The following is a 24,557-nucleotide window of genomic DNA, read 5'->3' on the forward strand; positions in this document are numbered from 1 at the left end:
CTCGAATGCTTGAGAATAACTGGACGTTACAGCCACAAGATATTTTTAAACGCAGCCCGATTGTTCCTGTAATGGTTATCAATAAAATTGAGCATGCAGTACCGTTAGCTAAAGCATTAGTAGCGGGCGGCATCAGTGTTTTAGAAGTCACTTTACGCACAGAATGTGCTTTAGAAGCCATTGCATTAATTGCTAAAGAAGTCCCAGATGCGTTAGTGGGGGCAGGTACTATTTTAAATGAATTGCAACTGCAGCAAGCTGTAGATGCGGGTTCACAATTTATTATTACGCCAGGTGCTACCGTTGACCTGTTAAAAGCAGCTAAGCGTGGTAATGTGCCGTTAATTCCAGGTGTTGCGAGCATCTCAGAAGTCATGGCGGGGATGGAGTTGGGTTACACCCATTTTAAATTCTTCCCTGCAGAAGCTTCTGGCGGCGTTAATGCACTGAAAGCCTTCTCGGGTCCATTGGCGAATATTCGTTTTTGTCCAACAGGCGGTATTACGCCGACAAGTTATAAAAATTACTTAGCATTAGCTAATGTTGATTGTATTGGTGGTAGCTGGATAGCGCCTACTGATGCAATGGAACAAGAAGATTGGGGTCGTATTACCCAGCTCTGTAAAGATGCCATCGGCGCTTTATAACCCGAGCGTTTAACTAACGATTAATAAAAGCCACTTTCGAGTGGTTTTTTTGTTTTTAAAATAAGTCCGATCATCAATTTTATAGTGTATAAATTAATACTGGTGAATTAACATTATAAAAATGGACACTTCTTTAAATGGACAAGTACCAGCAAACGGTAAACGTATTTGACAAAGCAGCTGATAAATATCAGCAAAAATACATGGATTGTGCCTTATATGCTGATAGTCTTAATCGTTTTGCTGCGTTAATAGACACTCAATTCAACATTGAATCTAGTTCTAAATCGGCATTTAAAACAGAAACGGGTATTTCTGTATACGATATCGGTTGCGGACCAGGTAACGCCAGTTTGTATTTGCAACAAGCATTAGCTCAGCAACGAAATGTCCCGATAAATATCAGTGGAATAGATTTATCTACGGCGATGATAACGATTGCCAAGCAGCAAAACCCCGCAGCGACATTTGAGGTTAACGATATTCGCCAGATTGCGGCAACAAATAATAGATTTAATGTACTGCTGTGCTCATTTTGTCTGCCGTATCTTGCAAAAACTGATATAGCGCCTTTTATTGAATCTTTAGCTAAGGTATCCACACCACAAGCGTTGATCTATATTGGCTTTATGCAAGATGATTACAGTCAATCATGTGTGCAAGAGTCTGCTGAAGGTGACAAGCTACATATGTATTTTTATCAACCTGAATTTATAGCGTCTTTGCTCTGCCAATATGATTTTGAAATTGTCACCAGCTTTACCCAAGATCATATCGTCGATGGTCAGAAGATGGCCACTGATAGGTTTTTATTTGCTAAGAAAACAGTGTTAATTAAGGAGTGATCGAATGCGAACATGGCCATTAGCTTCCAAAATCCCTTTTATTAGTCTGCTAGTTCTATCGTTTGCCTGGTTTTTATTTTATCAAAACGATATGTGGATTAATGATTATGGCGCAGCAAAATTCGATTGGTTGTTACTCATTGACGCTGCTATCATTTTACCCATAATTTGCTTTTTGTGTATCAAATCTACCAAGTTAGCACTCGTTAAGGCACTCGGTTATTTTGCTATTTTAATAGTGCTTGGCAGTTATATTATTCCCTCAGAGCAACAAATATTATGGCCTTATTTAACTCAGATCCGTTACCTGTTACTGACGGTATTTGTATTAATTGAGGTATTTTCAATTACCTGCGTGATATTTGCCATAAAAACGGCGCTTAAATCAGGAGTTGATCCTGATATTGCAATTAAGCAGCCAATTAGTGCTTTATTTGGTAATAACTTGGTAACCGATATCATGATTTTTGAAGCCAGAGTTTGGAGCTTCTTTTTGTGTGGCCATTTAATCAAACCGTCAACATATCACGGTGATTCACAATTTAGTTATCATCATAAAGACGGTAATCAGTCTAACGCGCTAGGATTTATAATGATGATAATGTTTGAAATACCGCTGATGCATTTACTGGTTCATTTTATGTTTTCAGCGTTCAGCGCTAATGTGGTAACGGCATTAACCTTGGTGAGTTTAGTATTCTTTATTGCTGAATACCGTGCTATGTCACGCAGACCGATCACAATAGAGACTTGTGCAGCCTCATTAGTCACTGATAATTACAACCCAAACACTCAAGCTGAGCTTGGCCTCGCAGATTTAAATTCAGGCTCAGGAGCAAGCGTCATAATTCAGAATAAATTACATATTCGCTACGGAGTGTTTAATAGCTTTAGCATTGATTTAAGTAATATTAAAACTGTCGAACCCAACAAATTAGCCATTCGACGTGCTGAAACGATAAAACGCTTTAACTTTTCTGGCGCTCCCAATGTCAAACTAACCTTAGTTGAGCCTATTAAAGGTATTGATAGTGTATATATTGGAGTCGATCAACCAGATGCGCTTATTGGTGAACTAACACTAGGTCTCGTTAAACCAAATTGCTGACACTAGGCCAATATAATGGCTGTTATTGACCTTATATAGTTTCAGCTTAACGTGCGCAGCTGTATTTGCTGCATATGATTATTAAAGTGCATTACATGGGCAAGGGCGTAGTCTTGTTTACTGAGCTTGCCATAAGCAAAGTGGGGCTGTAAATGACCGTTATATTGCTGAAAATCTACGAGCGATTGTTGCAACCTTTTGAGGGCTAGCAAATAATCAGCCTGCTTTGAAATTAAAGGTGCACCGGGTATGACTTCTGCAAGGTTATGAGTCATCTTGCCTTTAGCACTGAATAAAGCAAATGCGCTAGCCCCAATAGTGTGTTTAAAAATCTCTGCTTTTTGCTGGGGATAACCTGTCATTGAATACTCAACACTTTGGGCGCAATGAGTAAAAATTTGGTTTAAATCCCAACCTGCTGATGTCGTGCTTAAAGTAGCCTTTGCTGCTTGCTCTGGGTTGTTGCCAATGACGGCTGCAGCAAGCAATTGCGCTATTTGAGATAATATATTATCTATAGTCAATGGCCGAGGTGCTGGGGTGATGCTAAACCAAGTCACTGTACCTGCAATTGTCACACCAGCGCCAACCACGGCACTGCCTTTTACCAAAGCTGTTAAAAACGCTCTTCTGTCCATGGTTATCCTTGTTGGGCTTTGTGAGTAGCAGACTAAAATTACGCCAGCTGTTAATTTTGCCTTGCTGTTTCACTGATTTAAAATCAAGTTTTAAGGTAGGGAATTAGCTGTAGCGTTTGTTCAATAATATCGACTTTATGGCCTTTTTCTAAATACACTGCATAAATTTCTCGAGAAAAAACCGGCGCATCTTCGACAATAAAAAGTCTATTGCTTTCAATATATTCAAACGCCATTTGTCTTGGCAGGTAGGCGCAGCCACCGACATCCAATAAAAAATTAAGTGCAATCCTTGGTTGGTTCATCGAGTGTTTTGCTGGCGGTGAGTCTTGAAAACTGCGGCGGTATTGGCTGTTAATCGACTCACCATAGTCCACCATAATGTAGTTTGCTAATGTCGACTTTTGTTTGGCACGATTTGATTCTGTGCTCACTAGGTATAACGGCACAGTCGCAACCTTAGTGATGACAAGATCTTCTACATAAGGCGGCTCGAATAAAAAGGCCACATCAATAACGCGACTTAACAGGCTTTTTCTTAATTCAACGGGCGATAGGGTACTGGTTAATAAACTCATCCCTTCGATATTGAGGTGAATTTTGGTGAGCCAGCCTTGTAGGACGATATCCCATATAGACATGATAGAACCTATGGCCAGTTGGTGGTTATCACCCTCAGCAATCCCCACATCTTGCTTGGCTTTTTGCCACATCAATAACAGCTCATTGGCATGCTTAATTAAGCGGTTACCCTCAGGGGTTAATTTGAGGTGTTTCTTACTGCGATCAAACAGTAACACCCCCAAGTCCTCTTCTAAAAGCTTGATTCTGGCACTGACAGCAGATTGAGTGATAAACAAATTTTCGGCAGCGACTCTAAAATGTAGCGTATGGCTTACTTCTAAAAATGTTTTTAATAATTCTACTTTCATCAAAATCCTTTAAAAGCTTTGATTAAATTTTTTAATTAAACACATCAAAATATAACGTTATATTTATGAGAGAGATACTCTTACACTCAGCGAATTACAGCACCTTTGTGCAATAAAAGAAACATGTTCAGGACATATTATGAGAATTGCCATTCTATCAAGAAACCCAAATTTATATTCAACTCGCCGCTTAAAAGAGGCCGGTGAAGCTATGGGCCACACAGTGGATATTATTGATACATTACATTGCTACATGGATATTACCAGCAGCAAACCAACCTTGCGCTACGATGGTAAAGAGCTTCCTATGTATGATGCTGTGATCCCGCGTATTGGTGCATCAGTGACATTTTACGGTACAGCTGTGGCCAGGCAATTTGAAATGATGGGCACCTTTAATATTAACGAATCTGTCGCCATTAGTCGCTCTCGCGATAAATTACGTTCATTGCAATTATTGTCACGTAAAGGCATTGGGCTGCCACGTACCGGTTTTGCTAATAAGCCTGACAACATTAAAGATTTAATTAAAAACGTTGGTGGTGCGCCTGTTGTGATTAAGCTACTAGAAGGCACCCAAGGTATCGGGGTGGTTCTTGCTGATACCGCTAAAGCTGCTGAAGCCATTATCGAAGCCTTTATGGGGTTAAAAGCCAACATTTTGGTACAAGAATTTGTTAAAGAAGCTGGTGGTGCCGATATTCGCTGTTTAGTGGTTGGCGGTAAGGTTGTTGCGGCAATGAAGCGCCAAGGGGCAGAAGGTGAGTTTCGTTCCAACTTGCACCGCGGTGGCTCTGCTGTAGTGGTTAAATTATCTAAAGAAGAGCGTGAAACAGCAGTTAATGCAGCCAAAATTATGGGGCTAAACTTATGCGGCGTTGATTTACTGCGCTCACAAAATGGCCCTATGGTTATGGAGGTTAATTCATCGCCAGGTCTTGAAGGTATTGAAAAAGCCACAGGTAAAGATGTTGCCGCTATGGTGTTTGAGTTTATTGAAAAAAATGCTAAACCCCATAACAACAAAACTCGCGGTAAAGGTTAAATAGGACGTCATTATGGATAAGCTAACCATTGGCGATTTTGATATTTTACCTGGTGAGCAACGTAAAATTGAGCTGCCGGTAGCAAAATTATATACCGATGCTGATGTTTCTTTACCGGTACATATCATCCGTGCCAAAAAGCCGGGGCCGACAATATTTATCAGCGCGGCGGTACATGGTGATGAATTAAATGGTATTGAAATTATACGAAGGCTAATTAAACAAAATAAACTGAAGATTACTTCAGGAACCCTCATAGCTGTACCTATGGTCAATGTGTATGGGGTTGTGAATCAAAGCCGCTACATGCCAGATAGACGGGATTTAAATCGCTGTTTTCCTGGCTCTGCGAAAGGTTCATTAGCTGGGCGGGTAGCACATATATTTCTTAATGAAATCGTTAGACATTGTGATTACGGCATCGATTTACATACTGGCGCGATACACCGCTCTAATTTCCCGCAAATTAGAGCGGATATGGACGATGAGGAAACCAAACTACTTGCCGAAGTGTTTGGCGTGCCGGTTATTTTAAATTCAAACCTAGTGGATGGTTCTTTAAGGGAGTCAGCTGTTAAGAATGAAACCAAAATCCTCTTGTATGAAGCAGGTGAAGCGCTAAGATTTGATGAGTTTTCAATACGTGCAGGCATGAAAGGCATTTTAAATGTGTTGCAGCACTTAGGCATGATAAGAAAATCATCATCAAAAGCAAAGAAAAAGCGCGCCCCATTTATCGCCAACGGCAGTCAGTGGGTACGTGCCAATGCCAGTGGGATTGTGCATAACATTGCTAATTTGGGTGAACAAATTACTAAAGGGCAAGTTTTGGCTGAAATTGGTAGCCCCTATGGCGAAGTGATTGACTCGGTGATCGCATCACGCTCTGGCATATTAATCGGTAAACAAAACATACCGCTAGTGCAAGAAGGTGAAGCCATGTTTCATATTGCTTACTTTAGCGAAAATGATGAAAAAATTGCTGAACACATTGAAAATGTTCAAGAACAACTATTACCAGATTCTGTAAATTAATGAGTTTCGATATGAAAAATAAAACGATTATTGGCAACTTAGAGTATATCGCGCTGCCTAAATTGGGTATCACCGAGTTACAAGTACGTGTGGATACAGGGGCTAAAACTTCGTCTTTACATGTAGATAATATTAAAAAGGTGCTGATAGATGGCGAGCATTGTGTCTCGTTTGATATTCACCCAGATTCACATAATGTTGATACGGTAAAAAGCTGCCATGCTCCTATTAGTGATATCCGTAAAATTAAGTCATCTAATGGCACCTCGGAGCAACGTTATGTGATTAAAACGCCAGTAGTTCTTGGGCAACAAAAGTGGTCGATTGAAATTACCCTTACCGATCGCTCAGACATGAGTTATTTAATGCTATTTGGTCGTGAAGCTTTAGGTACACGGTTTTTAGTGGATCCGTCAGCGGTATATTTAGGATCTTGAATCTAAATATGAATTCAGGTTTAGTAATAACGACGAGGTGCAATAATGGATTTCGTACAAGTTGAACAATGGCTAAATTTGACAGTGTTTACTGTTGCACAACAGCCAATTACCTTAGGTGGGTTATTGATCATTCCGGTGATCATAATTGTCGGTTTGTTCATCACTAAATTGCTAGTAAAACTGATCACTAAGCGGTTAACGTCTAAAAAGACTGACCCTAATATTATCCATCTGTTGCAACGTATATTGTATGTCATCGCCATTGCAATATTATTAATTACTTCGCTTGATTTAATTAATGTGCCCATTACCGCATTTGCATTTTTGTCCGGTGCCATTGCAATCGGTTTTGGTTTTGGCGCGCAAAACATTATTAACAACTTCATTAGTGGTTGGATATTAATGTGGGAACGCCCCATTAAAATTGGTGATTTTCTTGAAGTTGAAGGTGCTAAAGGCATAGTCGAAGCCATTAATAATCGTTCGACTCGTATAAGACGGGTTGATGGCGTTCACTTGTTGATCCCCAATAGCACATTATTAGAAAACACTGTGGTGAATTGGACACTAGTTGATAATTTAGTCAGGTCAAATGTGCGGGTTGGCGTAGCTTATGGGACTAAGGCAAGAGTTGTCGCAGATTTGCTATATGAAGCAACTATCGCACAAAAAGAGGTATTAATTGAGCCTAAACCTGTGGTGAGTTTTGAAGACTTTGGTGACAACGCGCTAATATTTGAAGTTAACTTTTGGATTAACTCCACTGTAGAAGGGGGGTTAAGGGTGACGCGAAGTAATATTCGTTTTGCACTGGATGAATTATTAGAGCAAAACAATATTGTGGTGGCATATCCACAACGTGATGTGCATCTGGATGGCTCACTGACACTAATAAAGCAAAGGTAAACAGTAAATTATTAAATAAAAATACCGCTGATACATTTGATGATAATCAATATTGTATCAGCGGTTAATTAATCGCTACTGTTCAAGCCAGTTCTTTTATAACTCTAGCTTGTGTAGACTTGTACCAGAGCCAGTGCCGAAAAGTAGCAACTAGAACATAGCCATTAGTTATCTTGATATGGCTTACCATAAAAGCTATCTAATAATATCTGCTTTAACTCACTAATAAGCGGGAAGCGCGGATTGGCGCCAGTACATTGATCATCAAAAGCGTGCTCGGCTAATTCATCCAATTTGGCTAAGAAATCGGCTTCATTAACACCAGCTTCCTTGATAGATGTCGGAATACCGACTGCGGTTTTTAACTGTTCTATTTTACTTATTAGCAATGCTACCTTGTCTTTATCAGTGGTGTTTGAGTCAATACCTTCAAGCTTTAGGGTTTCAGCTATCTTTGCATAACGACATAAGGCTTTTGGGCGGTCGTACTGACTAAAAGAAGCTTGCTTGGTCGGCATATCGGTGGCGTTAAAGCGAATAACATTACTGATTAACAATGCGTTTGCTAACCCATGGGCTAAATGAAACTCAGCACCGAGCTTATGGGCCATTGAGTGGCAAATGCCTAAAAAAGCATTAGCAAAGGCAATACCTGCGATAGTGGCGCCGTTATGGACTTTTTCTCTGGCTATGGGGGCTTTAGCGCCCAGTTCATAAGCTGCCGGTAAATGCTCACATAATAATTCCAGTGCTTGTAAGGCCTGACCGTCACTAAATTCATTTGCCATCACGCTAACATAAGCTTCTAATGCGTGAGTTACAGCGTCAATGCCACCAAAAGCGGTTAATGACTTTGGCATATCCATTACTAAATTGGGGTCGACAATTGCCATGTTAGGAGTGAGTTGATAATCAGCAATAGGATATTTCATGCCGCTCACTTCATCGGTTACCACGGCAAACGGGGTCACTTCTGAGCCTGTGCCAGAGGTGGTCGGTATTGCCACCATTTGCGCTTTAACCCCTAATTTGGGGAACTTATAAATACGTTTGCGAATATCCATAAAACGCAAAGCTAAGTCAGCAAAATCAACGTCAGGATGTTCATACAATACCCAAATTATTTTAGCCGCATCCATAGGCGAACCACCACCTAATGCTATGATGACATCAGGTTGGAAACTTTGAGCAACTTTAGCGCCTTGTTTCACAATGGCTAAAGTAGGATCCGCTTCAACGTCATAGAATACTTCTGTTTCAAGCCCCTGAGCTTTTAAGATTTTAATGGTTTCATCGCAATAGCCGTTATTAAACAGAAACTTGTCAGTGACAATTAAGGCGCGTTTTTTAGTTGATAGCTCTTCTAATGCAATGGGTAAACTGCCTCGGCGGAAATAAATTGAAGAGGGTAGTTTGTGCCACAACATATTTTCAGCCCTTTTAGCGACAGTTTTCTTATTAATTAAATGGCTTGGGCCAACGTTTTCAGATATTGAGTTACCGCCCCATGAACCACAGCCCAAAGTCAGTGATGGCGCTAATTTAAAGTTATATAAATCGCCAATACCTCCTTGTGATGCTGGAGTGTTTATTAATATCCGCGCAGTTTTCATCCTAAAACCAAAGGCTTTAACTCTTTCTACTTGGCCATCTTGGTCAGTGTATAACCCTGAGGTATGACCAATGCCGCCTAATGTCACTAATGCTTCAGCTTTGTCCATGGCATCATTAAAATCAGTGGCGCGGTACATACCTAAAAGTGGTGATAACTTTTCATGGGCAAAGGCTTCAGCTTCATTGATATCCGTCACCTCACCAATTAATACCTTAGTCCAGCTTGGGACAGTAATTCCTGCCATGTTGGCAATGGTTGGGGCACTTTGACCAACGATGTCAGCATTTAACCCACCATTTTTAAGAATAACCTCTTGCATGGCAGCGGTCTCTGAATCGGATAACAGGTAACCGCCATGAGTTTCAAAGCGTTGTTTAACTTGCTCATAAATACTGTCTACCACGATGATGGCTTGCTCTGAGGCGCACACGACGCCGTAATCGAAGGTTTTTGACATAAGGATTGAGCTTACTGCGCGTTTTATATCAGCGGTTTCATCAATCACGATTGGGGTATTACCCGCACCAACCCCAATGGCAGGTTTACCCGATGAGTATGCAGCTTTAACCATACCGGGGCCGCCAGTTGCGAGGATAAGGTTGATGCTATCGTGTGTCATAAGTTGGTTAGACAGCGCCACTGAAGGTTCGTCAATCCAGCCGATAATGTCTTTGGGTGCACCAGCGGCAACGGCGGCATCTAAAACAATACGTGCTGCAGTCGTGGTGGATTGCTTGGCTCTTGGATGTGGCGAGAATATAATACCGTTACGGGTTTTAAGGCTAATCAGCGCTTTGAAAATGGCAGTTGAGGTAGGGTTAGTTGTGGGCACTATGCCGCAAATTATCCCTACAGGTTCGGCAATGGTGATGGTGCCAAAAGTGATGTCTTCAGCGATGATACCGCAGGTTTTATCGTCTTTATATTTGTTGTATATATATTCAGATGCAAAGTGATTTTTAATGACTTTGTCTTCTAATAAACCCATGTTGGTTTCAGTTGCTGCCATTTTAGCAAGTTTAATACGAGAATCTGTGGCGGCAAGCGCTGCTGCTCTGAATATATTGTCGACTTGTTCTTGGCTGAAATTGGCATATTCTTTCTGCGCTTTAGCGACTCGCTCTACCAGTAGCTCAAGTTGTTCGGTGTTGTTGACAGTCATCATTACGTCCTCAAAAATTGTTAACTAAAGCGTTTTAGTTAACAACTCTTAGCAGCTTTTATAGCTGTGACCTTGGCAAATTATTAGCGTCTACGTGATAAAATTACTCCTTTAGCGGTATATATGTCGTGATCCACAGCACAAATCACTACGAATGGTAATTTAATTACACAAAAAGGCTTAGTTAAGTGATTATTATCATGTCAGCAAAGCTGGCGGTTAATTCACTAAGAGTGTTTTACCTTTGAATTAATAGCATAAAAATTTAAGCTAACTGAGTGTGCTTTGGCTGGAAGTGAATTGAAGTTTTATTACAGTGTTAGTGACTTTAGATGCTTAACGCTCATCAAAGCCACTAACACAGGGGTCTCATCTTGATAGGTAAGTAAGGTTATCTTTCTAAGCTAATCTCAAAAATGCCAGAAGACTTGGGGCCAAATAATTGCTGATGCAACTTACCGGCAAATTCATCGGTCATTCCAGAAATATAATCTGCAATAATTCGCATTGGATTAAGGTTATTCTCCTTGGCATGTAACCAACGTTCTTGAGTGTTTAATGGCAGCAAACGTTGTGGATCAGACTCAAAGGCTTCAAATAATTCCATGACAATTTGTTGGCCTTTGTATTCGAGCATTTGCATTTCAGGTTTACGGATAACGTACTTATAGACAAATTGTTTTAAAGTATGCAGTGCGATGGCAAAGTCAGGCTCTAGGCTGGCATTGTATTTTAATAAAGGTTCATCAAATTTGTCGTCTTGCTCGATATTAATGGCAGTGACAAAACCATTCACTAAGGTACCTATGGCATCTTTACGTAAGTGATGTTGATGGGAAAATAATTTATCTGCGATATGGGTAAATTCGTGAGTAAGCCATGGGTCATTACTTTGGCTTAATTTGTCAGCGACATCCTGCTGCCATTGCAAAGGCGTGACTATGCCCATGACAATAGCATCTTCTAAATCATGGACTGCATAAGCGATATCATCCGCCAGTTCCATGATGGAGCAATCAAAAGATTTATACTGGGTTCTGTGGTGAGGATAGTGTTGATTAGTGCTGTTTTTAATGCTGATAAAGCGGTTTCTATCATTTACACTCAAACCTGAAAGCACCCAATCGAAGATATCTTTGTCATCGTTAAAAAGGCCTTTTACCGATGGCCACTGTGAAGGTCTTAATTGTCTGTGGCTGGTTATTTCTGGGTGACCTAAATCGACATGTAACTGGCTATATAAAGCGGGATACTTTAACACTCCAAGTAAGGTTCGCCTGGTTAGATTCATGCCCCAGTATTCTGTGTAGGGTTCAAGTCTGGCTAAAATTCTAAAAGTTTGACCGTTGCCTTCAAATCCGCCGTGATGGCGCATCATATAGTTCAAGGCCACTTCACCGCCGTGACCAAATGGCGGATGACCAATATCATGGGCTAAGCATAGTGACTCTATTAAGCTCATTGAATCTAATAGTTGCTCAATGTCAGGGAATTTACGTTTAAGCTGGGCAGCGATGCCTGTGCCTATTTGTGATACTTCTAATGAATGGGTTAAACGAGTGCGAAAAAAATCGTTCATGCCAATGCCGTGTACCTGAGTTTTAGCTTGTAGGCGACGAAAGGCGGCTGAGTGCAGTATTCTTGCTCTGTCACGCTGAAACGGACTGCGGTGATCATTACGGCGTAATTTATCTTCACCTAGGCGGCGTTCATGCCATGGATTTATCTTAGTGCTGCACTCAATATCAGCGTTCATTTGTTTGTCATTGATGGCAGCTAATTCATTTTCAGTGACATCACTACTGTGTATTTCATTGTCTGACATTGATCATCCTTTACTGTGTGAGCATCAGTTAGTTAATTCGTTTTCAGTCAATTTATCTAATGTGGAAGTGCAGCTATCGAGGAAAATTTCGATAAAACATTTTACTTCAGGTAAATCTTGTTCCATTTGCTTAAGCTTTTTATCCAAGTTAATTTTTACATGTTGAAACTCGTCATTGTTAAAGCGTAGCTCATTCATGGTTTTCACATAGGCTTGTAAAATATCTGCGGCTTTTACGATAGCTTTGTATTCTGGGTCGACTTGGGTTTGAACTAATAGTGGCTCCATTTCTTCACGCAGATCTTCAGGTAACGAGGCTAAGCATTCTTTTTCTGCCAGATCTTCAAGCTTTTTAAAGGCTTTGGTAAATTCAGGACTGTGATATTTGGTGTTGGAGTTGATATCTTGGAGCTTGGTTTCTGATACTTCATGGTAAAGGGCGATGGTAGCCGCTTTTTCTGGATTTAGCTTACCGCCAAAGCGTTTATTTTTAATGACCACCAATAAGTGCGCAATCACAGCGACTTGATGACAATGCTCTGATACGTTTTCTTTTTGAAAACAATGCATCAAAGCCCAACGTTCTAACAATGGCATACGGGTGATCCATGCCATAAAAGTGCTTGGTTTCATAATCTGCCTCGGTAATAGGATTAAGGCGAATAGCAGATCCGTGTCGCTAATGAATACGGATTACGGCTAAAAAGCTATCTGTCTACTGTAATCAACTACACTGCGCCATACAACTGTATTTTATATTAACAATTAACCAAAATTTACGTTAGCATAACAACGGATAAGCTTGATTATGAAAGAAAATGCTAAGTTAAATGAGATTGAATATGGATGATGCTCGCTGTTTGCAATTAGATAGATTAGTCACCAACGAAGAGCTATATATACTCGACAATGTAAAATCACTTAATTTTGTTTGCGATGAATGCGCTGTGGCGCTTATACCTTGCTCTTACAAAAAAGCGGTTAACTTACGTAGACCTTATTTTAAAACCTCAAAAAACGTTGATCATGAGCAGCATTGTTACGCTAAAGCCAGCAGTAAAATTAAGCAGCAAGGCAAAACATCACGGCTGAGCAGTGATGAAGGCTTTCCATTAGCTTATCCTAATCGGTTTACTTTAACCGCCGCAAAGTCCGTTAAAGCGGTGAGTACTACCGAGATTGCCGCTGATGATGTTAATCAATTAACAAGGTCGAAGGCCGCGAAAACTGTAAGCAGTAAGCGTAAAGCGAATTATCTGACCAGCTCTTTTCAAAGCATAGTCGATCAGTATTTTGACTTTCCTTACGATCGTGACAGGGCGCTTTCATTTGAAGGGGTTGAGGGAAACCAATATGGGCAGATTTTCACAAAAATCATTAACCCAGTAGGCAAGCAAAAGTTTCGTTTTCAAACTGACAATAATGATACCAAGGTGTTTTACAGCACCTTAGCATGGGATAAACCACAAGTTGAAGCTGACTATATTATGATTAAGTTATCCGCTGGCTGGTGGCAAAAAGTGGATAATAAGAATAAAAACCTCAGACCCTATGTTGTCAAAATTCAAACCAGTGCATGGCCTGAAGCGGTAAAGACAAATTTTGTAAAACGCTTAACTCAAATACGAGAACTGGTAAAAGGCACCGACAAAAAAGCCTTGGTAGCATTTGTTGGCAAGCAAGATCAGCAAGAGGATTTTTATCGCTTTTTTGCTGAAGAAGCCAAATTGATTAGTTTTAAAGTGGTTTAATTTTGCTCAGGGTGTTATTGCAGGATAAACTCTGTTTGGATCGGATTATGATCTGAGGCTGAGGTTTCGTTAGAGTCTGCATTTATTAAGGTTAAACCGCGATAAAATAAATGATCAAGTGGTAAGCCAAACACCCGTTTACGAAAATCTGCTTTGTATTTAGCTTCTGTTAGGCTCAGGCCATGAGTGAGTTGCCTTACGATACTCATTCTACCTTCTCGCCAGGTATTTAAGTCTCCTGCTAAAATAACCGGCCCCTGATGTATGGCGACTTTTTTTAGCACTTTTTTCAGTTGTGATTCGTAACTATTTAGTCGCCAGTCAAAATTAACGCCATGTAAATTGACCACCAGTAATTGCTGGCCATTAGATAATGGGTAGGTGGCCACAAGAGTCGATTTGGCGAATCGGATTAACGGTTCTGCAGTTTGATAGGCACAGGCTTCATTAGCTGGTTGAGATGAAATATTCATAACCCCCATTGGTACGTTAAGCAGGTTAAACCCTTTGGCCATTACCACATGGTGCTGGGTATCGGCTAAGTACTTTGAGAAACGACGATTAAGTTTGGCTTCTTGCAGAAGTAACAAATCTGAGCCTTGAGTGATTTGCTGTAATTCAGTTTGCCAGTTTCTCTTTTGTTGTTTATAAATGTTCCAAACGGCAATACGTAAGCGTCCTTGTTGATCAAGGGGCTTGCTGACTGTTTGGGATAAACATTGAGACACAAACATGGGTTGTAGTTCACTCATCATAACCTCGGCTTCGCCATTGAATTTCGTCACTACAAATAAATACAAACCGCCACTTAACAATAGCCCGATCATGATCCAATATTTTAGTTTTTTAAGGTTCAATGTTACCTCGAGATAGATGTATGACAGCTGAATGATTAGCTTTGCTATATGCTTGCTTGTTTAAAGAGTACAATCAACCTTACTATTAACTTTTCAATACACCTAGGAATACTGTAAAAACTATGGATCAATTGACCCAAATTATTGCCATTGTTGGTGTGGTGCTTTATTGGCTTATTTTAGGTGTGGTGGCAATACGTATCGTTATTAAACGTCGAAGTATCGGCGTGTCTTTTTCTTGGTTATTGATTATTTACTTTTTACCCTTTGTTGGGGTATTTGCCTATTTATTATTCGGTGAATTACATTTAGGTAAAACTCGCTCAAATCGTTCAAAAGCCATGTATAAACCCTATGCCGAGTGGTTTAAAGCATTATATGAGCATAATGCCCATAAACCCGAAAGCCAAAGTCATTATGCTATTCCTATTAGTCATTTGTGTGACACCCAATTAAGGATCCCATCTCTTACTGCCAATGAAATGGTGTTAAAACATACTACCGATGACATTTTAAACTCAATAATTAGCGATATAAATAAGGCTAAAAATTGTATTCATATGGAGTTTTATATTTGGCATCCCGGTGGTCTTGCAGATGAAGTGGCTAATGCATTGATTGCCGCTAGCCAGCGTAATGTCGCCATTAAATTACTATTGGATGCAGCAGGCAGTCGCCAGTTTTTCAAATCATCATGGCCAAAGTTAATGACAGATGCAGGAATTAAAGTGGTGCCGGCATTGATTGTTAGTCCACTGCGTATGCTGTTTAGGCGCATGGATCTGCGTTTGCATCGTAAAATTGTTGTCATAGACAATACCGTGGGCTATACCGGCTCAATGAACTTAGTTGATCCTAAATATTTTAAGCAGTCCAGCGAGGTGGGAGAGTGGATTGATATGATGGTGCGGATCACCGGACCTGTTGTACCAGTGATTAATACCGTAAGCAGCTGGGACTGGGAAGTTGAAACCAATGAGCGCTTTTTACCTGAGCAGCCGCCAGCGGCAGAGTCGACTCATACATCGTCATTAGTTCAAGTTATTCCATCGGGCCCAGGGATGCCGGAAGATGTTATTCATCAAGTATTATTACAAAGTTTATATCAAGCCCGTACACGCATTGTTATTACCACACCTTACTTTGTACCCAGTGAATACTTGTTAGTGGCCTTAGTCACCGCAGCGTTACGGGGAGTTGATGTTAATATTATTATCCCAAGGCGCAACGATTCCACTATGGTCAAATGGGCCAGTAGTTCGTTTTTCACTGAACTGTTAAATGCTGGCATAAAAGTTCATCAGTTTAACGGTGGTTTGCTGCACACTAAGTCGGTGTTGATTGATGATGAACATTGTTTGATTGGTACGGTAAATATGGATATGCGTAGCTTGTGGCTAAATTTTGAACTCACTTTAGCGGTTGACGATGTTAAGTTTGCTTATAAATTACAGCAGTTACAGCAAAGCTATATTGATGATTCTGAGCAACTTACTTTAGCACAGTGGAATAAACGCCCTTGGTACAAAAGGGTGATTGAACAAGTTTTTTATTTGTTTAGCCCTTTACTATAGCTTTTCACTTTAGCCGTTCACTTTAGCTGGTTGCTATAGAGTTTCGCGTAATCGATAGCGCCTTGTCATGAGCATATAAAAACAGCCACGATAAAAACTGTAGTGGCTGTGTTTGTTATGACTATTACTGATAAATACGGCAGTAATTTGATTACTGTGAGTAGTTCTCTAAAAAGTTGCCAAAATCTGTGAGTGCCTTAGTTAAGTCTTCTTTGTGGGGTAAAAATACCACTCGCAGATGATCTGGCTCTGGCCAGTTAAAGGCGGTACCTTGGACTAAAAGCATTTTTTCAGATTTTAATAAATCCAGTACCAGTCTTTCATCGTCTCTAAGATTAAATTTCTTTAAGTCCAGCTTAGGGAAGGCATATAAAGCTCCCTTAGGTTTTTTAACGCTAACACCGGGTATTGAATTAAGCACGTCATAACAGACGTCTCTTTGGGCGGTTAAACGGCCATTTGGCAGTATTAACTCGTTAATACTTTGATAGCCACCTAAAGCAGTTTGTATCGCATGTTGATTAGGTACGTTTGAACACAAGCGCATTGAGGCCAACATGTCTAAACCTTCAATATAATTTTTGGCGGCTTTTAAATTGCCACTGAGAACCATCCAGCCAACGCGAAAACCTGCAGCGCGGTAAGCTTTAGATAAGCCATTAAACGTCACTGTCAAAATATCATCTGAAAGCGAAGCTGCATGTACATGCACAGCTTCATCATAAAGAATTTTATCGTAGATTTCGTCGGCGAATAAAATGATGTCATGTTGACGGCACAGTTCAACCACCTCTAACAATAACTCACGACTGTATACCGCACCAGTAGGGTTATTGGGGTTGATGATCACAATGCCGCGGGTACGCGGGGTGATTTTACTTTTAATATCGTCAATATCCGGAAACCAGTCTGACTCTTCATCGCAGCGATAATGCACCGCTTTACCGCCAGCAAGGTTGGCAGCAGCGGTCCATAGCGGATAATCAGGTGAGGGGATCAGTACTTCATCATCGGTATTAAGTAGACCTTGTAATGCCATACAGATAAGCTCAGATGCACCGTTACCGATATAGACATCTTCGATATCAATACCAAAGATCCCTTGAGCTTGATAATGCTGCACAATGGCTTTACGGGCTGAAAATAGCCCTTTTGATTCACAATAACCTTGAGCGCTTGGTAAGTTTAAAATGACGTCACGGACAATTTCTTCAGGGGCTTCAAATCCAAAAGGGGCAGGGTTGCCGATATTAAGTTTTAATATTCTATGACCTTCATCTTCTAGGCGGCGTGCCTCTTTATGAACAGGTCCTCGAATATCATAGCAAACACTATCGAGTTTATTGGATTTGATAATAGGGCGCATACTTGCCTCAAGTTACTAATACGACATAAGTATCCGAACAATAACGAATTAATGGCAGTGAGAAAAGGATTAATTGAATATTTTATTGAGTTTATTAGAGGATTGTACTGCGCGACTTATATTATCGACACCCGGTTAGGTTAAATGACTAAATTGGTGAGCATAAGTAAGATGAAACACTGAATTGCTGGTGTTTTTGAGTGCAACTCTCTTATTAAAGATAAGCTAACTAAGTGCATAAAATAAATACAAAAAACAAAAAAGCCAGCAATTGCTGGCTTTTAGACTTTTAGGGTGGTTCCGTTAAGGGCCTCCCTAATGATAGCGATAATTAAACGCGTTTTTTGAACTCGTTAGTACGAGTATCAATTTCGATTTTATCACCGATTTTAACGAATTCAGCTACCGTAACAGTACCACCACCAGTAATGGTTGCTGGCTTCATTACTTTACCTGAAGTATCACCACGAGCAGCAGGTTCAGTGTAAGTTACTTCACGAACGATGCTAGTCGGTAATTCAACAGAAATCGCTTTACCTTCGTAGAAAGTGACTGAACATTCTTCTTCCATACCGTCAACGATATAAGCAGAAGCATCACCTAAGTTGTCAGCTTCAACGTCATATTGGTTGTACTCAGCATCCATAAATACATACATAGGATCTGCGTAGTAAGAATAAGTACATGCTAAACGTTCTAGGATGATATCTTCCATTTTGTCATCACCTTTAAAGGTGGTTTCAGTGGTAGAGTCTTGTAGAACGTTCTTTAATTTGATTTTAACGATTGCAGCGTTACGACCAGAGCGAGTTGTTTCAGTTTTCTGAACAACCCATGGGCTGCCATCTAACATGATCACGTTACCAGGACGGAGTTCATGAGCAGTTTTCATTACTTTATTCCTATATTTTAGGTATTAATTTTAATTGCGCAGTATCTTAGCTGGTTTTAATAAATTGAACCAGACGTGTAGCAAGATCTGCATCATTTTTAGCATCAACTGCCCAATCTGTAGCATGACGCTGCATAGGCAATTGCACTGAAATAAGTTGTTGCCAATAATCTGAGATATCGGCACGTTGCTGATTGAATGCAAAATTTACTTCCGAGAAGATATTTGCAAATCTATCATCAAGTTTGTGGGTATAGATATTAACAAAAGCCTGCAGTTTTACTAGGTGATAATCTTCATCTTGTGGGTAAATATGCCAAATAAACGGCCTAGCTGCCCACTGAGCGCGCAAAAAAGAGTCTTCTCCGCGAACAATGTTGATATCACAGCTCCAAAGCAGTCGGTCAAAGCCGCTTTGATCTGTCATAGGCAGAATGTGAATAACCAGATTTTCCAGCTGATATTGCTGACCTGGTTTAATGTTTTCTATGGTCACTGGCAATAAATCAATGATGCTGGTTAAGCTTTTGCCCACGGGAATTAACGCATGCATGGTTTGGCTTGATTGACGCCAAAGCTTGACCAAACTTGCTAGGGCTTGTGACTCATAACTAAATACTGATACGACGACATCTTCAGCGTTAATGCCTGATAAACCTAATTGGCGAAACAATGACAGTTTATTACTGCTATCAGCTTGCCAAGCATTACGTTGACTAAATAAGTCTTGCTCGCAAATCAATCCGCCACTTTTTGCAGTAAACCCAGGAAAATAAAAATACTTTTTAAGGCCACTTTGTTGCATTGAAGGTAAACCGTGACAGCCGTCGACCCAATCTTCAGCGCAAAGGTATTCAAGGTTTATCCATAGCGGTGGAGTATGTGATGAGGTTGAAGTGTGGTGTTTATTATGATTATGGAGTTCTTCAATACTGCTTTTAACTTGTGAAGGTAATTCACAAGCAAAAGCTTCAATCAATACGCTTCCAGCTTTGTACTCTATATCTAATGGGTTGTTCCATTGAAAAATATTAACACCGCAAAAGCATTGCTGGGCTATAGCTGGGTTTAACTGCGGCAAAATATGCGAAAAACTGTGTAAGTCATCGACCCATAAATTGATTTCAATACCGTATTCTGCGTGCAATTGTTTGGCTAAACGCCAGGTGACACCGATGTCGCCGTAGTTATCAACAACAGCGCAGAATATATCCCAATGTTGATTGCTTGATTTGTTCACTTTTTTCTCTCAACACAGCAGCTAGCTATTTGGCGCTAAATGTCAGCGCTAAAAAAAGCGGCTATGGCCGCTTTTTAAACTGATTTTACTCAACAGTAAAAACAAAGTTAGAGACTCAATATTAGTCTTCTAATTCAGCTAAGCACATTTCTTCATAAATTTGCTTAACCCATGCGTCAACGCGCTCTTCAGTCAGTTCAGGTTGACGATCTTCATCAATACCTAAACCAATAAAGTGTTTGTCGTCAACTAAACCTTTTGATGCTTCAAAGTCGTAACCTTCTGTTGGCCAATGACCAATAATGATCCCGCCACGCTCAGATACGATATCACCAACCATGCCCATAGCGTCAAGGAAGTACTCAGCGTAATCTTCTTGATCGCCACAGCCAAAAATTGCGACTAACTTATCAGTGAAGTCAACTTGTTCTAGCTCTGGGAAAAAGTCATCCCAATCGCATTGAGCTTCACCGTAATACCATGTTGGAATACCAAATAAGATCAAATCGAACTCAGCGATTTGCTCTTTGGTGCTTTTGGCGATGTCTTTGACATCGACCATTTTTTTACCCAACTTCTTCTGGATCATTTTGGCTACAGCCTCGGTATTACCAGTGTCACTACCGAAAAAAAGACCTACAGTTGCCATTGTCTATCCTTTAAATATCATGTTCGCTTTGCGAATTTAAAAAAACGGTTCAGTTGTCGATTTGTTGTTGCAAGATTAATTCGATTAACTGGCTACGGCTGATGTTACTGGCCAATGCTTGTTCGTTCAAGGCGTCATATAAAACTTGTGACACCTTTAACTCTATTCGTTTTAATCCGTTAGCGCGATCACGTTGTATTTGATTGCGCTTATTGACCTTTAACTGTTGTTCCCGACTTAAGGGGTTGCTTCTAGGACGTCCACGACGCTTCTCTGAAGCAAACAGGTCAATGGTGGTTCTATCTGTTGTTTCTTTTGCCATCGTTCTGTTTAACCGATCCCTGAACCTTCCCAGGTGATCTGAATAATACCTTTTGCTACAAACCCGGCACAGCCAAGGAATAATACTAACCATACGATGTAACGTCCAAATTTGGGCACTTGGCCTTGCTTAAGGACATCGTGAATAGCCATACCAATAAAGAAAAATATTAAAGCAAAAAACAAGTTTAGACCTAATGTCTCAATTTGATCCATATACTGATTCAACATGTTTTTTCCTTTAGTAATGCTTTAAGGCTAAAAGAGGGCGGGAATATATCACATAGATATACTATGAGCCATATTTGTTGGCTTCTATTAATGAAAATTTACAAGTTAATTATTGGCTATTGCTATCGATAAACTCAGCAACTAATCGATTAAATATTTCAGGTTTTTGGGCATGTAACCAATGACCTGTACCATTGATGGTTTTGGCACTGACACGAGGGAACTGCGTCATGATGGCATTGGTGTGCTCTGCAAGCACGTATTGAGAGTCACCACCACGGATAAAGAAACAGGCCTTATCGTATTGTTTGTCGGTGATATCCCAAGCAATGATTTGCGGATAATTCTCGATTAAACCGTCAAGATTCATTTTCCACTCAAAGCCATTGTCGGTTCGCTGCAGGTTTTTAAGCAAAAACTGCGCGGTACCTAAATCAATATCAGCGCTGATTAAATGCTCTAATGCTGATTTTCTGTTGGTGGATTGATCTAGAGTTAAGGATGTTAACCCTGCAAATACGGTTTGATGACGTGGTTCATAAGCCACAGGGGCGATATCTGCTACGACTAAACTAGTGACTTTTTCGGGATGTAATAACGCTAAAGCCATGGCGACTTTACCGCCCATCGAATGGCCAACAAAATGTGCTTCGGTTAAATTCAAGCTGTTTAGCAACTCTACGCAAGCTTCGGCAAGGAGTGGGTAGTCCAAATATTGCCAATGTTCACTTAAACCATGGTTAGGTAAGTCGACACGAATAACCTGATGGTTTGCTTCCAGTGCATTTGCGAGGTTTTTCAGGTTGTCCAAATTACCAAATAAGCCATGAATTAAAACCACTGTAGGGCCAGTACCTGATGAAACGTAATGCATTGAAATGTCCATTTTGATTGTCAACGAAGGCGTGATTTTGCCTGTAAAAGGGGATGATGATCAAGAACTGAAATGAATTAGTCAGTTGTTATATGTTCATTAAAGCATCCATCAGTGCCATTGATGATGTGAAATTGACTAATTTTGAGATGTTTAGCTGTTTTTACTCTTTACCATCGGCGTGAGATGGGTAGACTGTCATTATATAAAGATCGATCTAAATCGATCGGTAATGCCACTGGTCATTATTTAATGTCGTAAGTGGCTTGACGTTTTTGACTATAGATTAAGACCAAAGGAAGCATTAATGAGTAAATATATTGAGATAGACGAAGAACTCTATCGTTATATTGCAAGTAAAACAGAACGCATTGGTGAAAGTGCATCTGATATTTTACGCCGTTTGTTGGATCTTTCTATTGAATCAGTTGAACCTGTAGAGCCTTTAGCGATAAGCCAACCTAGCTTAGAAACCGCCCATGCTACAAGCGTTGCTAAAGTAAAGGCTGAGGTTATCACACCAGAAGTCGTTGAACCTGCCGTAATTGAAGAAGTAAACACTGAGGTCGATTTCAACACTGTTGTACATGAACATATGTTATCTCAGCAAAAAGGCGCAGTAGGGCGCTTTATGTTTTTGTTAGAGTCACTTTCTGCAATGACGCCAGCCACTTTTGATCAAATATTAAAAATCCAAGGCCGGGGCCGTTTATATTTTGCTCGTTCAAAAGCGGAATTATTAAAAGCCAGTCAGTCTGCTAATCCGAAGGAAATTGGTACTAGCGGTTATTGGGTTACCACTAATAACAACACCGCCAAAAAGCGCACTATTTTATCAGAAGTGTTATTGCAACTCGGCTGTAATGAAGAGCTGGCAAAATCAATTTCAGACAGAATCTAAGGCAATTTTAAATTTCTAAAATAGGGAGTATACCGTGGCAATTCATGACAGAGCAGGCACTGTAGCAATACAAAAGGATTTGATTAATTTACCCAAATTGATGAGCCACTATTACCGAATCGTCCCTAATGTTGAAGATGTGCAGCAAAAAGTGACCTTTGGTACATCAGGTCATCGCGGCAGTTCACTTAAGGCCAGTTTTAACCAAAATCATATTTGGGCTATTACTCAGGCTGTGGTTGATTATCGTCAACAAGCGGGTATCAGCGGGCCTATGATTGTAGGTTTTGACACCCACGCCCTATCGTATGCAGCTTATATGTCGGTGCTTGAAGTACTCACAGCGAATCAAGTCGCTGTAAGAGTGCAAAAAGATGAGGGTTTTACCCCAACACCGGTCGTCTCACAAACTATTGTGAGTGCCAATGTTAATGGCGGCGATCTCACTGACGGTCTTATTATTACACCATCGCATAATCCGCCTCAAGATGGTGGTATTAAATATAATCCGCCCCATGGTGGACCTGCTGAAGGCGAGATCACTAAACAAATTGAAACCGCTGCCAATGAATATTTAGCTAATCAATTAAATGGCGTTAAAAAAGTCAATTACGGTACTGCTGTAGAGTCAGGCTGGATTGATGAAGTTGATTTTATCGCGCCTTATGTTAATGCATTAAGCAAGGTTATTGATTTAGAAGCGATAGCAAAAGCCAAGATAAAAATTGGTGTTGATCCATTGGGTGGCTCTGGTATTTATTATTGGTCTCACATTGCTGAGCAATATGGTTTAGACATTACCTTAGTCAATGACAAAGTCGACCCAAGTTTTGGTTTTATGCCGTTAGATAAAGATGGAAAAATCCGCATGGATTGTTCATCACCTTATGCCATGGCGGGATTACTGGCACATAGCGAAAACTTTGATGTCTGTGTTGGTAATGATCCAGATTACGATCGTCACGGTATTGTTTGCCCAGGTTTTGGATTAATGAACCCAAATCATTACCTTGCTGTCGCTATAGATTACTTGCTGACTTACCGCAAAGATTGGGCGGCAGACTTAGCCATTGGTAAAACCTTAGTATCAAGTGCAATTATCGACAGAATTTGTCAATCACATCAACGACATTGTTTAGAAGTACCAGTGGGCTTTAAATGGTTTGTTGACGGTCTTGCTAACAGCAGTATTGCGTTTGGCGGTGAAGAAAGTGCCGGCGCTGCCTTTTTAAATAAAGATGGTTCTACTTGGTGTACCGATAAAGATGGTTTTATTCTGGCTTTGTTAGCCGCTGAAATTTTAGCGGTAACAGGTAAAACGCCTGCCCAGCGTTATGTCGAGCTAACTGAACAGTTTGGTAAGAGTTACTATACCCGTATCGATAGTCCTATAAGCCTGAAGAAAAAAGCCAAGTTTGAGACCTTATCGTCAGATAGCTTTACCGATACAGTCCTTGCAGGTGAAACCATTACGGCTATTTTATCTCATGCGCCAGGTAACAATGCGGCAATTGGCGGCATTAAAGTCACCACCGAAAATGGCTGGTTTGCCGCGCGTCCATCTGGCACTGAAGCATTATTTAAAATTTACGCTGAAAGCTTTGTCAGTGAGGCGCATTTAGCTGAAATTATCAGTCAGGCACAAGTCATGATTGATAGTGCGTTAAAAGCCTAAAGTTTAAACCAAAGGGTTAATAGCCTC

24 protein-coding genes are annotated in these 24,557 nt (G+C 40.4%); 11 read left to right on the plus strand and 13 right to left on the minus strand.

All coding sequences use genetic code 11. The features are described 5' to 3' along the window. The first annotated feature begins 5 nt into the window (after window positions 1-5). The 3 genes from BCU94_RS14120 to BCU94_RS14130 all read left to right on the plus strand — a co-directional run bounded on the left by BCU94_RS14120 (window position 6) and on the right by BCU94_RS14130 (window position 2,600). The gene (locus BCU94_RS14120) at window positions 6-647 is read left to right on the plus strand and encodes a bifunctional 4-hydroxy-2-oxoglutarate aldolase/2-dehydro-3-deoxy-phosphogluconate aldolase (RefSeq protein ID WP_102476738.1); all 642 of its coding nucleotides are present in this window, start codon (window positions 6-8) and stop codon (window positions 645-647) included. 137 nt (window positions 648-784) lie between these two features. Beyond that, window positions 785-1,492 (plus strand): class I SAM-dependent methyltransferase, encoded by a 708-nt coding sequence (locus BCU94_RS14125; RefSeq protein WP_102476739.1) that lies wholly within the window; start codon window positions 785-787, stop codon window positions 1,490-1,492. Between the two features lie 4 nt (window positions 1,493-1,496). After that, a complete protein-coding gene (locus BCU94_RS14130; RefSeq protein WP_102476740.1) occupies window positions 1,497-2,600 on the plus strand; it encodes a hypothetical protein in 1,104 nt (367 codons plus the stop codon). A gap of 41 nt (window positions 2,601-2,641) precedes the next feature. Here the strand turns inward: BCU94_RS14130 and BCU94_RS14135 are convergent, their stop codons facing one another. Both BCU94_RS14135 and BCU94_RS14140 read right to left on the minus strand, forming a co-directional pair. Then, window positions 2,642-3,238 (minus strand): DUF1569 domain-containing protein, encoded by a 597-nt coding sequence (locus tag BCU94_RS14135; protein WP_102476741.1) that lies wholly within the window; start codon window positions 3,236-3,238, stop codon window positions 2,642-2,644. An 83-nt stretch (window positions 3,239-3,321) separates the two neighbouring features. Next, window positions 3,322-4,170: a LysR family transcriptional regulator gene (locus BCU94_RS14140; protein WP_102476742.1), complete on the minus strand. Its 849-nt coding sequence runs from the start codon at window positions 4,168-4,170 to the stop codon at window positions 3,322-3,324. 139 nt (window positions 4,171-4,309) lie between these two features. On the opposite strand from BCU94_RS14140, the gene rimK reads away from it, so the two are divergent. Genes rimK through BCU94_RS14160 form a run of 4 tightly spaced genes read left to right on the plus strand, consistent with a single transcriptional unit; the run spans window position 4,310 to window position 7,597 of the window. Then, a complete protein-coding gene (gene rimK / locus BCU94_RS14145) occupies window positions 4,310-5,215 on the plus strand; it encodes a 30S ribosomal protein S6--L-glutamate ligase (RefSeq protein WP_102476743.1) in 906 nt (301 codons plus the stop codon). Window positions 5,216-5,228: 13 nt separating this feature from the next. Further along, window positions 5,229-6,251, plus strand: a complete 1,023-nt coding sequence (locus BCU94_RS14150) for a succinylglutamate desuccinylase/aspartoacylase family protein (RefSeq protein WP_102476744.1) — start codon at window positions 5,229-5,231, stop codon at window positions 6,249-6,251. 11 nt (window positions 6,252-6,262) lie between these two features. Continuing rightward, complete coding sequence (locus BCU94_RS14155) at window positions 6,263-6,688, plus strand: RimK/LysX family protein (RefSeq protein ID WP_102435517.1); 426 nt, start codon at window positions 6,263-6,265, stop codon at window positions 6,686-6,688. A 45-nt stretch (window positions 6,689-6,733) separates the two neighbouring features. Beyond that, window positions 6,734-7,597 (plus strand): mechanosensitive ion channel domain-containing protein, encoded by an 864-nt coding sequence (locus tag BCU94_RS14160; protein ID WP_102476745.1) that lies wholly within the window; start codon window positions 6,734-6,736, stop codon window positions 7,595-7,597. Between the two features lie 164 nt (window positions 7,598-7,761). On the opposite strand, the gene adhE is transcribed toward BCU94_RS14160, so the two are convergent. From adhE to yfbR, 3 genes are all read right to left on the minus strand, one after another. Next, complete coding sequence (adhE, locus tag BCU94_RS14165) at window positions 7,762-10,374, minus strand: bifunctional acetaldehyde-CoA/alcohol dehydrogenase (protein ID WP_102435513.1); 2,613 nt, start codon at window positions 10,372-10,374, stop codon at window positions 7,762-7,764. Between the two features lie 391 nt (window positions 10,375-10,765). Next, window positions 10,766-12,130, minus strand: coding sequence for an anti-phage deoxyguanosine triphosphatase (locus tag BCU94_RS14170; RefSeq protein WP_102476863.1), 1,365 nt, complete (start codon window positions 12,128-12,130; stop codon window positions 10,766-10,768). A 93-nt stretch (window positions 12,131-12,223) separates the two neighbouring features. Further along, complete coding sequence (yfbR, locus tag BCU94_RS14175) at window positions 12,224-12,832, minus strand: 5'-deoxynucleotidase (protein ID WP_102435511.1); 609 nt, start codon at window positions 12,830-12,832, stop codon at window positions 12,224-12,226. A gap of 209 nt (window positions 12,833-13,041) precedes the next feature. Here yfbR and BCU94_RS14180 point away from each other — a divergent pair, with 209 nt between their 5' ends. After that, the gene (locus BCU94_RS14180; protein WP_102476746.1) at window positions 13,042-13,950 is read left to right on the plus strand and encodes a hypothetical protein; all 909 of its coding nucleotides are present in this window, start codon (window positions 13,042-13,044) and stop codon (window positions 13,948-13,950) included. Between the two features lie 14 nt (window positions 13,951-13,964). Here BCU94_RS14180 and BCU94_RS14185 read toward each other — a convergent pair whose 3' ends face one another. Further along, window positions 13,965-14,777 carry an endonuclease/exonuclease/phosphatase family protein gene (locus BCU94_RS14185; RefSeq protein ID WP_102435508.1) on the minus strand — a complete coding sequence of 271 codons (813 nt, stop codon included), beginning with the start codon at window positions 14,775-14,777 and terminating at the stop codon, window positions 13,965-13,967. A 152-nt stretch (window positions 14,778-14,929) separates the two neighbouring features. Here BCU94_RS14185 and cls point away from each other — a divergent pair, with 152 nt between their 5' ends. Next, window positions 14,930-16,381 carry a cardiolipin synthase gene (gene cls / locus BCU94_RS14190; RefSeq protein ID WP_102476747.1) on the plus strand — a complete coding sequence of 484 codons (1,452 nt, stop codon included), beginning with the start codon at window positions 14,930-14,932 and terminating at the stop codon, window positions 16,379-16,381. A 151-nt stretch (window positions 16,382-16,532) separates the two neighbouring features. Here cls and BCU94_RS14195 read toward each other — a convergent pair whose 3' ends face one another. The 7 genes from BCU94_RS14195 to BCU94_RS14225 form a co-directional block, all read right to left on the minus strand. Next, window positions 16,533-17,747, minus strand: a complete 1,215-nt coding sequence (locus tag BCU94_RS14195) for a pyridoxal phosphate-dependent aminotransferase (RefSeq protein ID WP_102476748.1) — start codon at window positions 17,745-17,747, stop codon at window positions 16,533-16,535. A gap of 331 nt (window positions 17,748-18,078) precedes the next feature. Further along, complete coding sequence (efp, locus tag BCU94_RS14200) at window positions 18,079-18,639, minus strand: elongation factor P (protein ID WP_076540967.1); 561 nt, start codon at window positions 18,637-18,639, stop codon at window positions 18,079-18,081. Window positions 18,640-18,685: 46 nt separating this feature from the next. Continuing rightward, on the minus strand, window positions 18,686-19,879 hold the full coding sequence (gene earP, locus BCU94_RS14205; protein ID WP_102476749.1) for an elongation factor P maturation arginine rhamnosyltransferase EarP: 1,194 nt from the start codon (window positions 19,877-19,879) through the stop codon (window positions 18,686-18,688). Between the two features lie 121 nt (window positions 19,880-20,000). Next, the gene (fldA, locus tag BCU94_RS14210; RefSeq protein WP_076540963.1) at window positions 20,001-20,528 is read right to left on the minus strand and encodes a flavodoxin FldA; all 528 of its coding nucleotides are present in this window, start codon (window positions 20,526-20,528) and stop codon (window positions 20,001-20,003) included. 49 nt (window positions 20,529-20,577) lie between these two features. Next, window positions 20,578-20,850, minus strand: a complete 273-nt coding sequence (gene ybfE / locus BCU94_RS14215; RefSeq protein WP_076540961.1) for a LexA regulated protein — start codon at window positions 20,848-20,850, stop codon at window positions 20,578-20,580. A gap of 8 nt (window positions 20,851-20,858) precedes the next feature. Further along, on the minus strand, window positions 20,859-21,080 hold the full coding sequence (locus tag BCU94_RS14220) for a DUF2788 domain-containing protein (RefSeq protein ID WP_076540959.1): 222 nt from the start codon (window positions 21,078-21,080) through the stop codon (window positions 20,859-20,861). Window positions 21,081-21,189: 109 nt separating this feature from the next. Further along, window positions 21,190-21,954, minus strand: coding sequence for an alpha/beta fold hydrolase (locus tag BCU94_RS14225; RefSeq protein WP_102476750.1), 765 nt, complete (start codon window positions 21,952-21,954; stop codon window positions 21,190-21,192). A 307-nt stretch (window positions 21,955-22,261) separates the two neighbouring features. Between BCU94_RS14225 and seqA the strand changes: the two genes are divergently transcribed. Both seqA and pgm read left to right on the plus strand, forming a co-directional pair. Next, window positions 22,262-22,855, plus strand: coding sequence for a replication initiation negative regulator SeqA (seqA, locus tag BCU94_RS14230; protein ID WP_102435498.1), 594 nt, complete (start codon window positions 22,262-22,264; stop codon window positions 22,853-22,855). Window positions 22,856-22,889: 34 nt separating this feature from the next. Continuing rightward, entirely contained in the window at window positions 22,890-24,530 is a 1,641-nt protein-coding gene (pgm, locus tag BCU94_RS14235) for a phosphoglucomutase (alpha-D-glucose-1,6-bisphosphate-dependent) (RefSeq protein ID WP_102476751.1), read from the plus strand. The last annotated feature ends 27 nt before the right edge of the window (window positions 24,531-24,557 follow it).

Origin of the sequence: Shewanella sp. 10N.286.52.C2, from assembly GCF_002874545.1 — a bacterium.
Taxonomy (GTDB): domain Bacteria; phylum Pseudomonadota; class Gammaproteobacteria; order Enterobacterales; family Shewanellaceae; genus Shewanella.

Excerpts from the sequence above, each read along its gene's own strand:
- BCU94_RS14220 (WP_076540959.1), bottom strand. The coding sequence starts at position 21,080 with ATGTTGAATCAGTATATGGATCAAATTGAGACATTAGGTCTAAACTTG.
- yfbR (WP_102435511.1), bottom strand. The coding sequence starts at position 12,832 with ATGAAACCAAGCACTTTTATGGCATGGATCACCCGTATGCCATTGTTA.
- rimK (WP_102476743.1), top strand. The coding sequence starts at position 4,310 with ATGAGAATTGCCATTCTATCAAGAAACCCAAATTTATATTCAACTCGC.
- BCU94_RS14180 (WP_102476746.1), top strand. The coding sequence starts at position 13,042 with ATGGATGATGCTCGCTGTTTGCAATTAGATAGATTAGTCACCAACGAA.
- BCU94_RS14195 (WP_102476748.1), bottom strand. The coding sequence starts at position 17,747 with ATGCGCCCTATTATCAAATCCAATAAACTCGATAGTGTTTGCTATGAT.
- cls (WP_102476747.1), top strand. The coding sequence starts at position 14,930 with ATGGATCAATTGACCCAAATTATTGCCATTGTTGGTGTGGTGCTTTAT.
- BCU94_RS14125 (WP_102476739.1), top strand. The coding sequence starts at position 785 with ATGGACAAGTACCAGCAAACGGTAAACGTATTTGACAAAGCAGCTGAT.
- BCU94_RS14120 (WP_102476738.1), top strand. The coding sequence starts at position 6 with ATGCTTGAGAATAACTGGACGTTACAGCCACAAGATATTTTTAAACGC.
- fldA (WP_076540963.1), bottom strand. The coding sequence starts at position 20,528 with ATGGCAACTGTAGGTCTTTTTTTCGGTAGTGACACTGGTAATACCGAG.
- BCU94_RS14185 (WP_102435508.1), bottom strand. The coding sequence starts at position 14,777 with ATGATCGGGCTATTGTTAAGTGGCGGTTTGTATTTATTTGTAGTGACG.
- BCU94_RS14225 (WP_102476750.1), bottom strand. The coding sequence starts at position 21,954 with ATGCATTACGTTTCATCAGGTACTGGCCCTACAGTGGTTTTAATTCAT.
- seqA (WP_102435498.1), top strand. The coding sequence starts at position 22,262 with ATGAGTAAATATATTGAGATAGACGAAGAACTCTATCGTTATATTGCA.
- ybfE (WP_076540961.1), bottom strand. The coding sequence starts at position 20,850 with ATGGCAAAAGAAACAACAGATAGAACCACCATTGACCTGTTTGCTTCA.
- BCU94_RS14170 (WP_102476863.1), bottom strand. The coding sequence starts at position 12,130 with ATGAACGCTGATATTGAGTGCAGCACTAAGATAAATCCATGGCATGAA.
- adhE (WP_102435513.1), bottom strand. The coding sequence starts at position 10,374 with ATGACTGTCAACAACACCGAACAACTTGAGCTACTGGTAGAGCGAGTC.
- BCU94_RS14130 (WP_102476740.1), top strand. The coding sequence starts at position 1,497 with ATGCGAACATGGCCATTAGCTTCCAAAATCCCTTTTATTAGTCTGCTA.
- BCU94_RS14160 (WP_102476745.1), top strand. The coding sequence starts at position 6,734 with ATGGATTTCGTACAAGTTGAACAATGGCTAAATTTGACAGTGTTTACT.
- BCU94_RS14140 (WP_102476742.1), bottom strand. The coding sequence starts at position 4,170 with ATGAAAGTAGAATTATTAAAAACATTTTTAGAAGTAAGCCATACGCTA.
- BCU94_RS14135 (WP_102476741.1), bottom strand. The coding sequence starts at position 3,238 with ATGGACAGAAGAGCGTTTTTAACAGCTTTGGTAAAAGGCAGTGCCGTG.
- BCU94_RS14155 (WP_102435517.1), top strand. The coding sequence starts at position 6,263 with ATGAAAAATAAAACGATTATTGGCAACTTAGAGTATATCGCGCTGCCT.
- efp (WP_076540967.1), bottom strand. The coding sequence starts at position 18,639 with ATGAAAACTGCTCATGAACTCCGTCCTGGTAACGTGATCATGTTAGAT.
- BCU94_RS14150 (WP_102476744.1), top strand. The coding sequence starts at position 5,229 with ATGGATAAGCTAACCATTGGCGATTTTGATATTTTACCTGGTGAGCAA.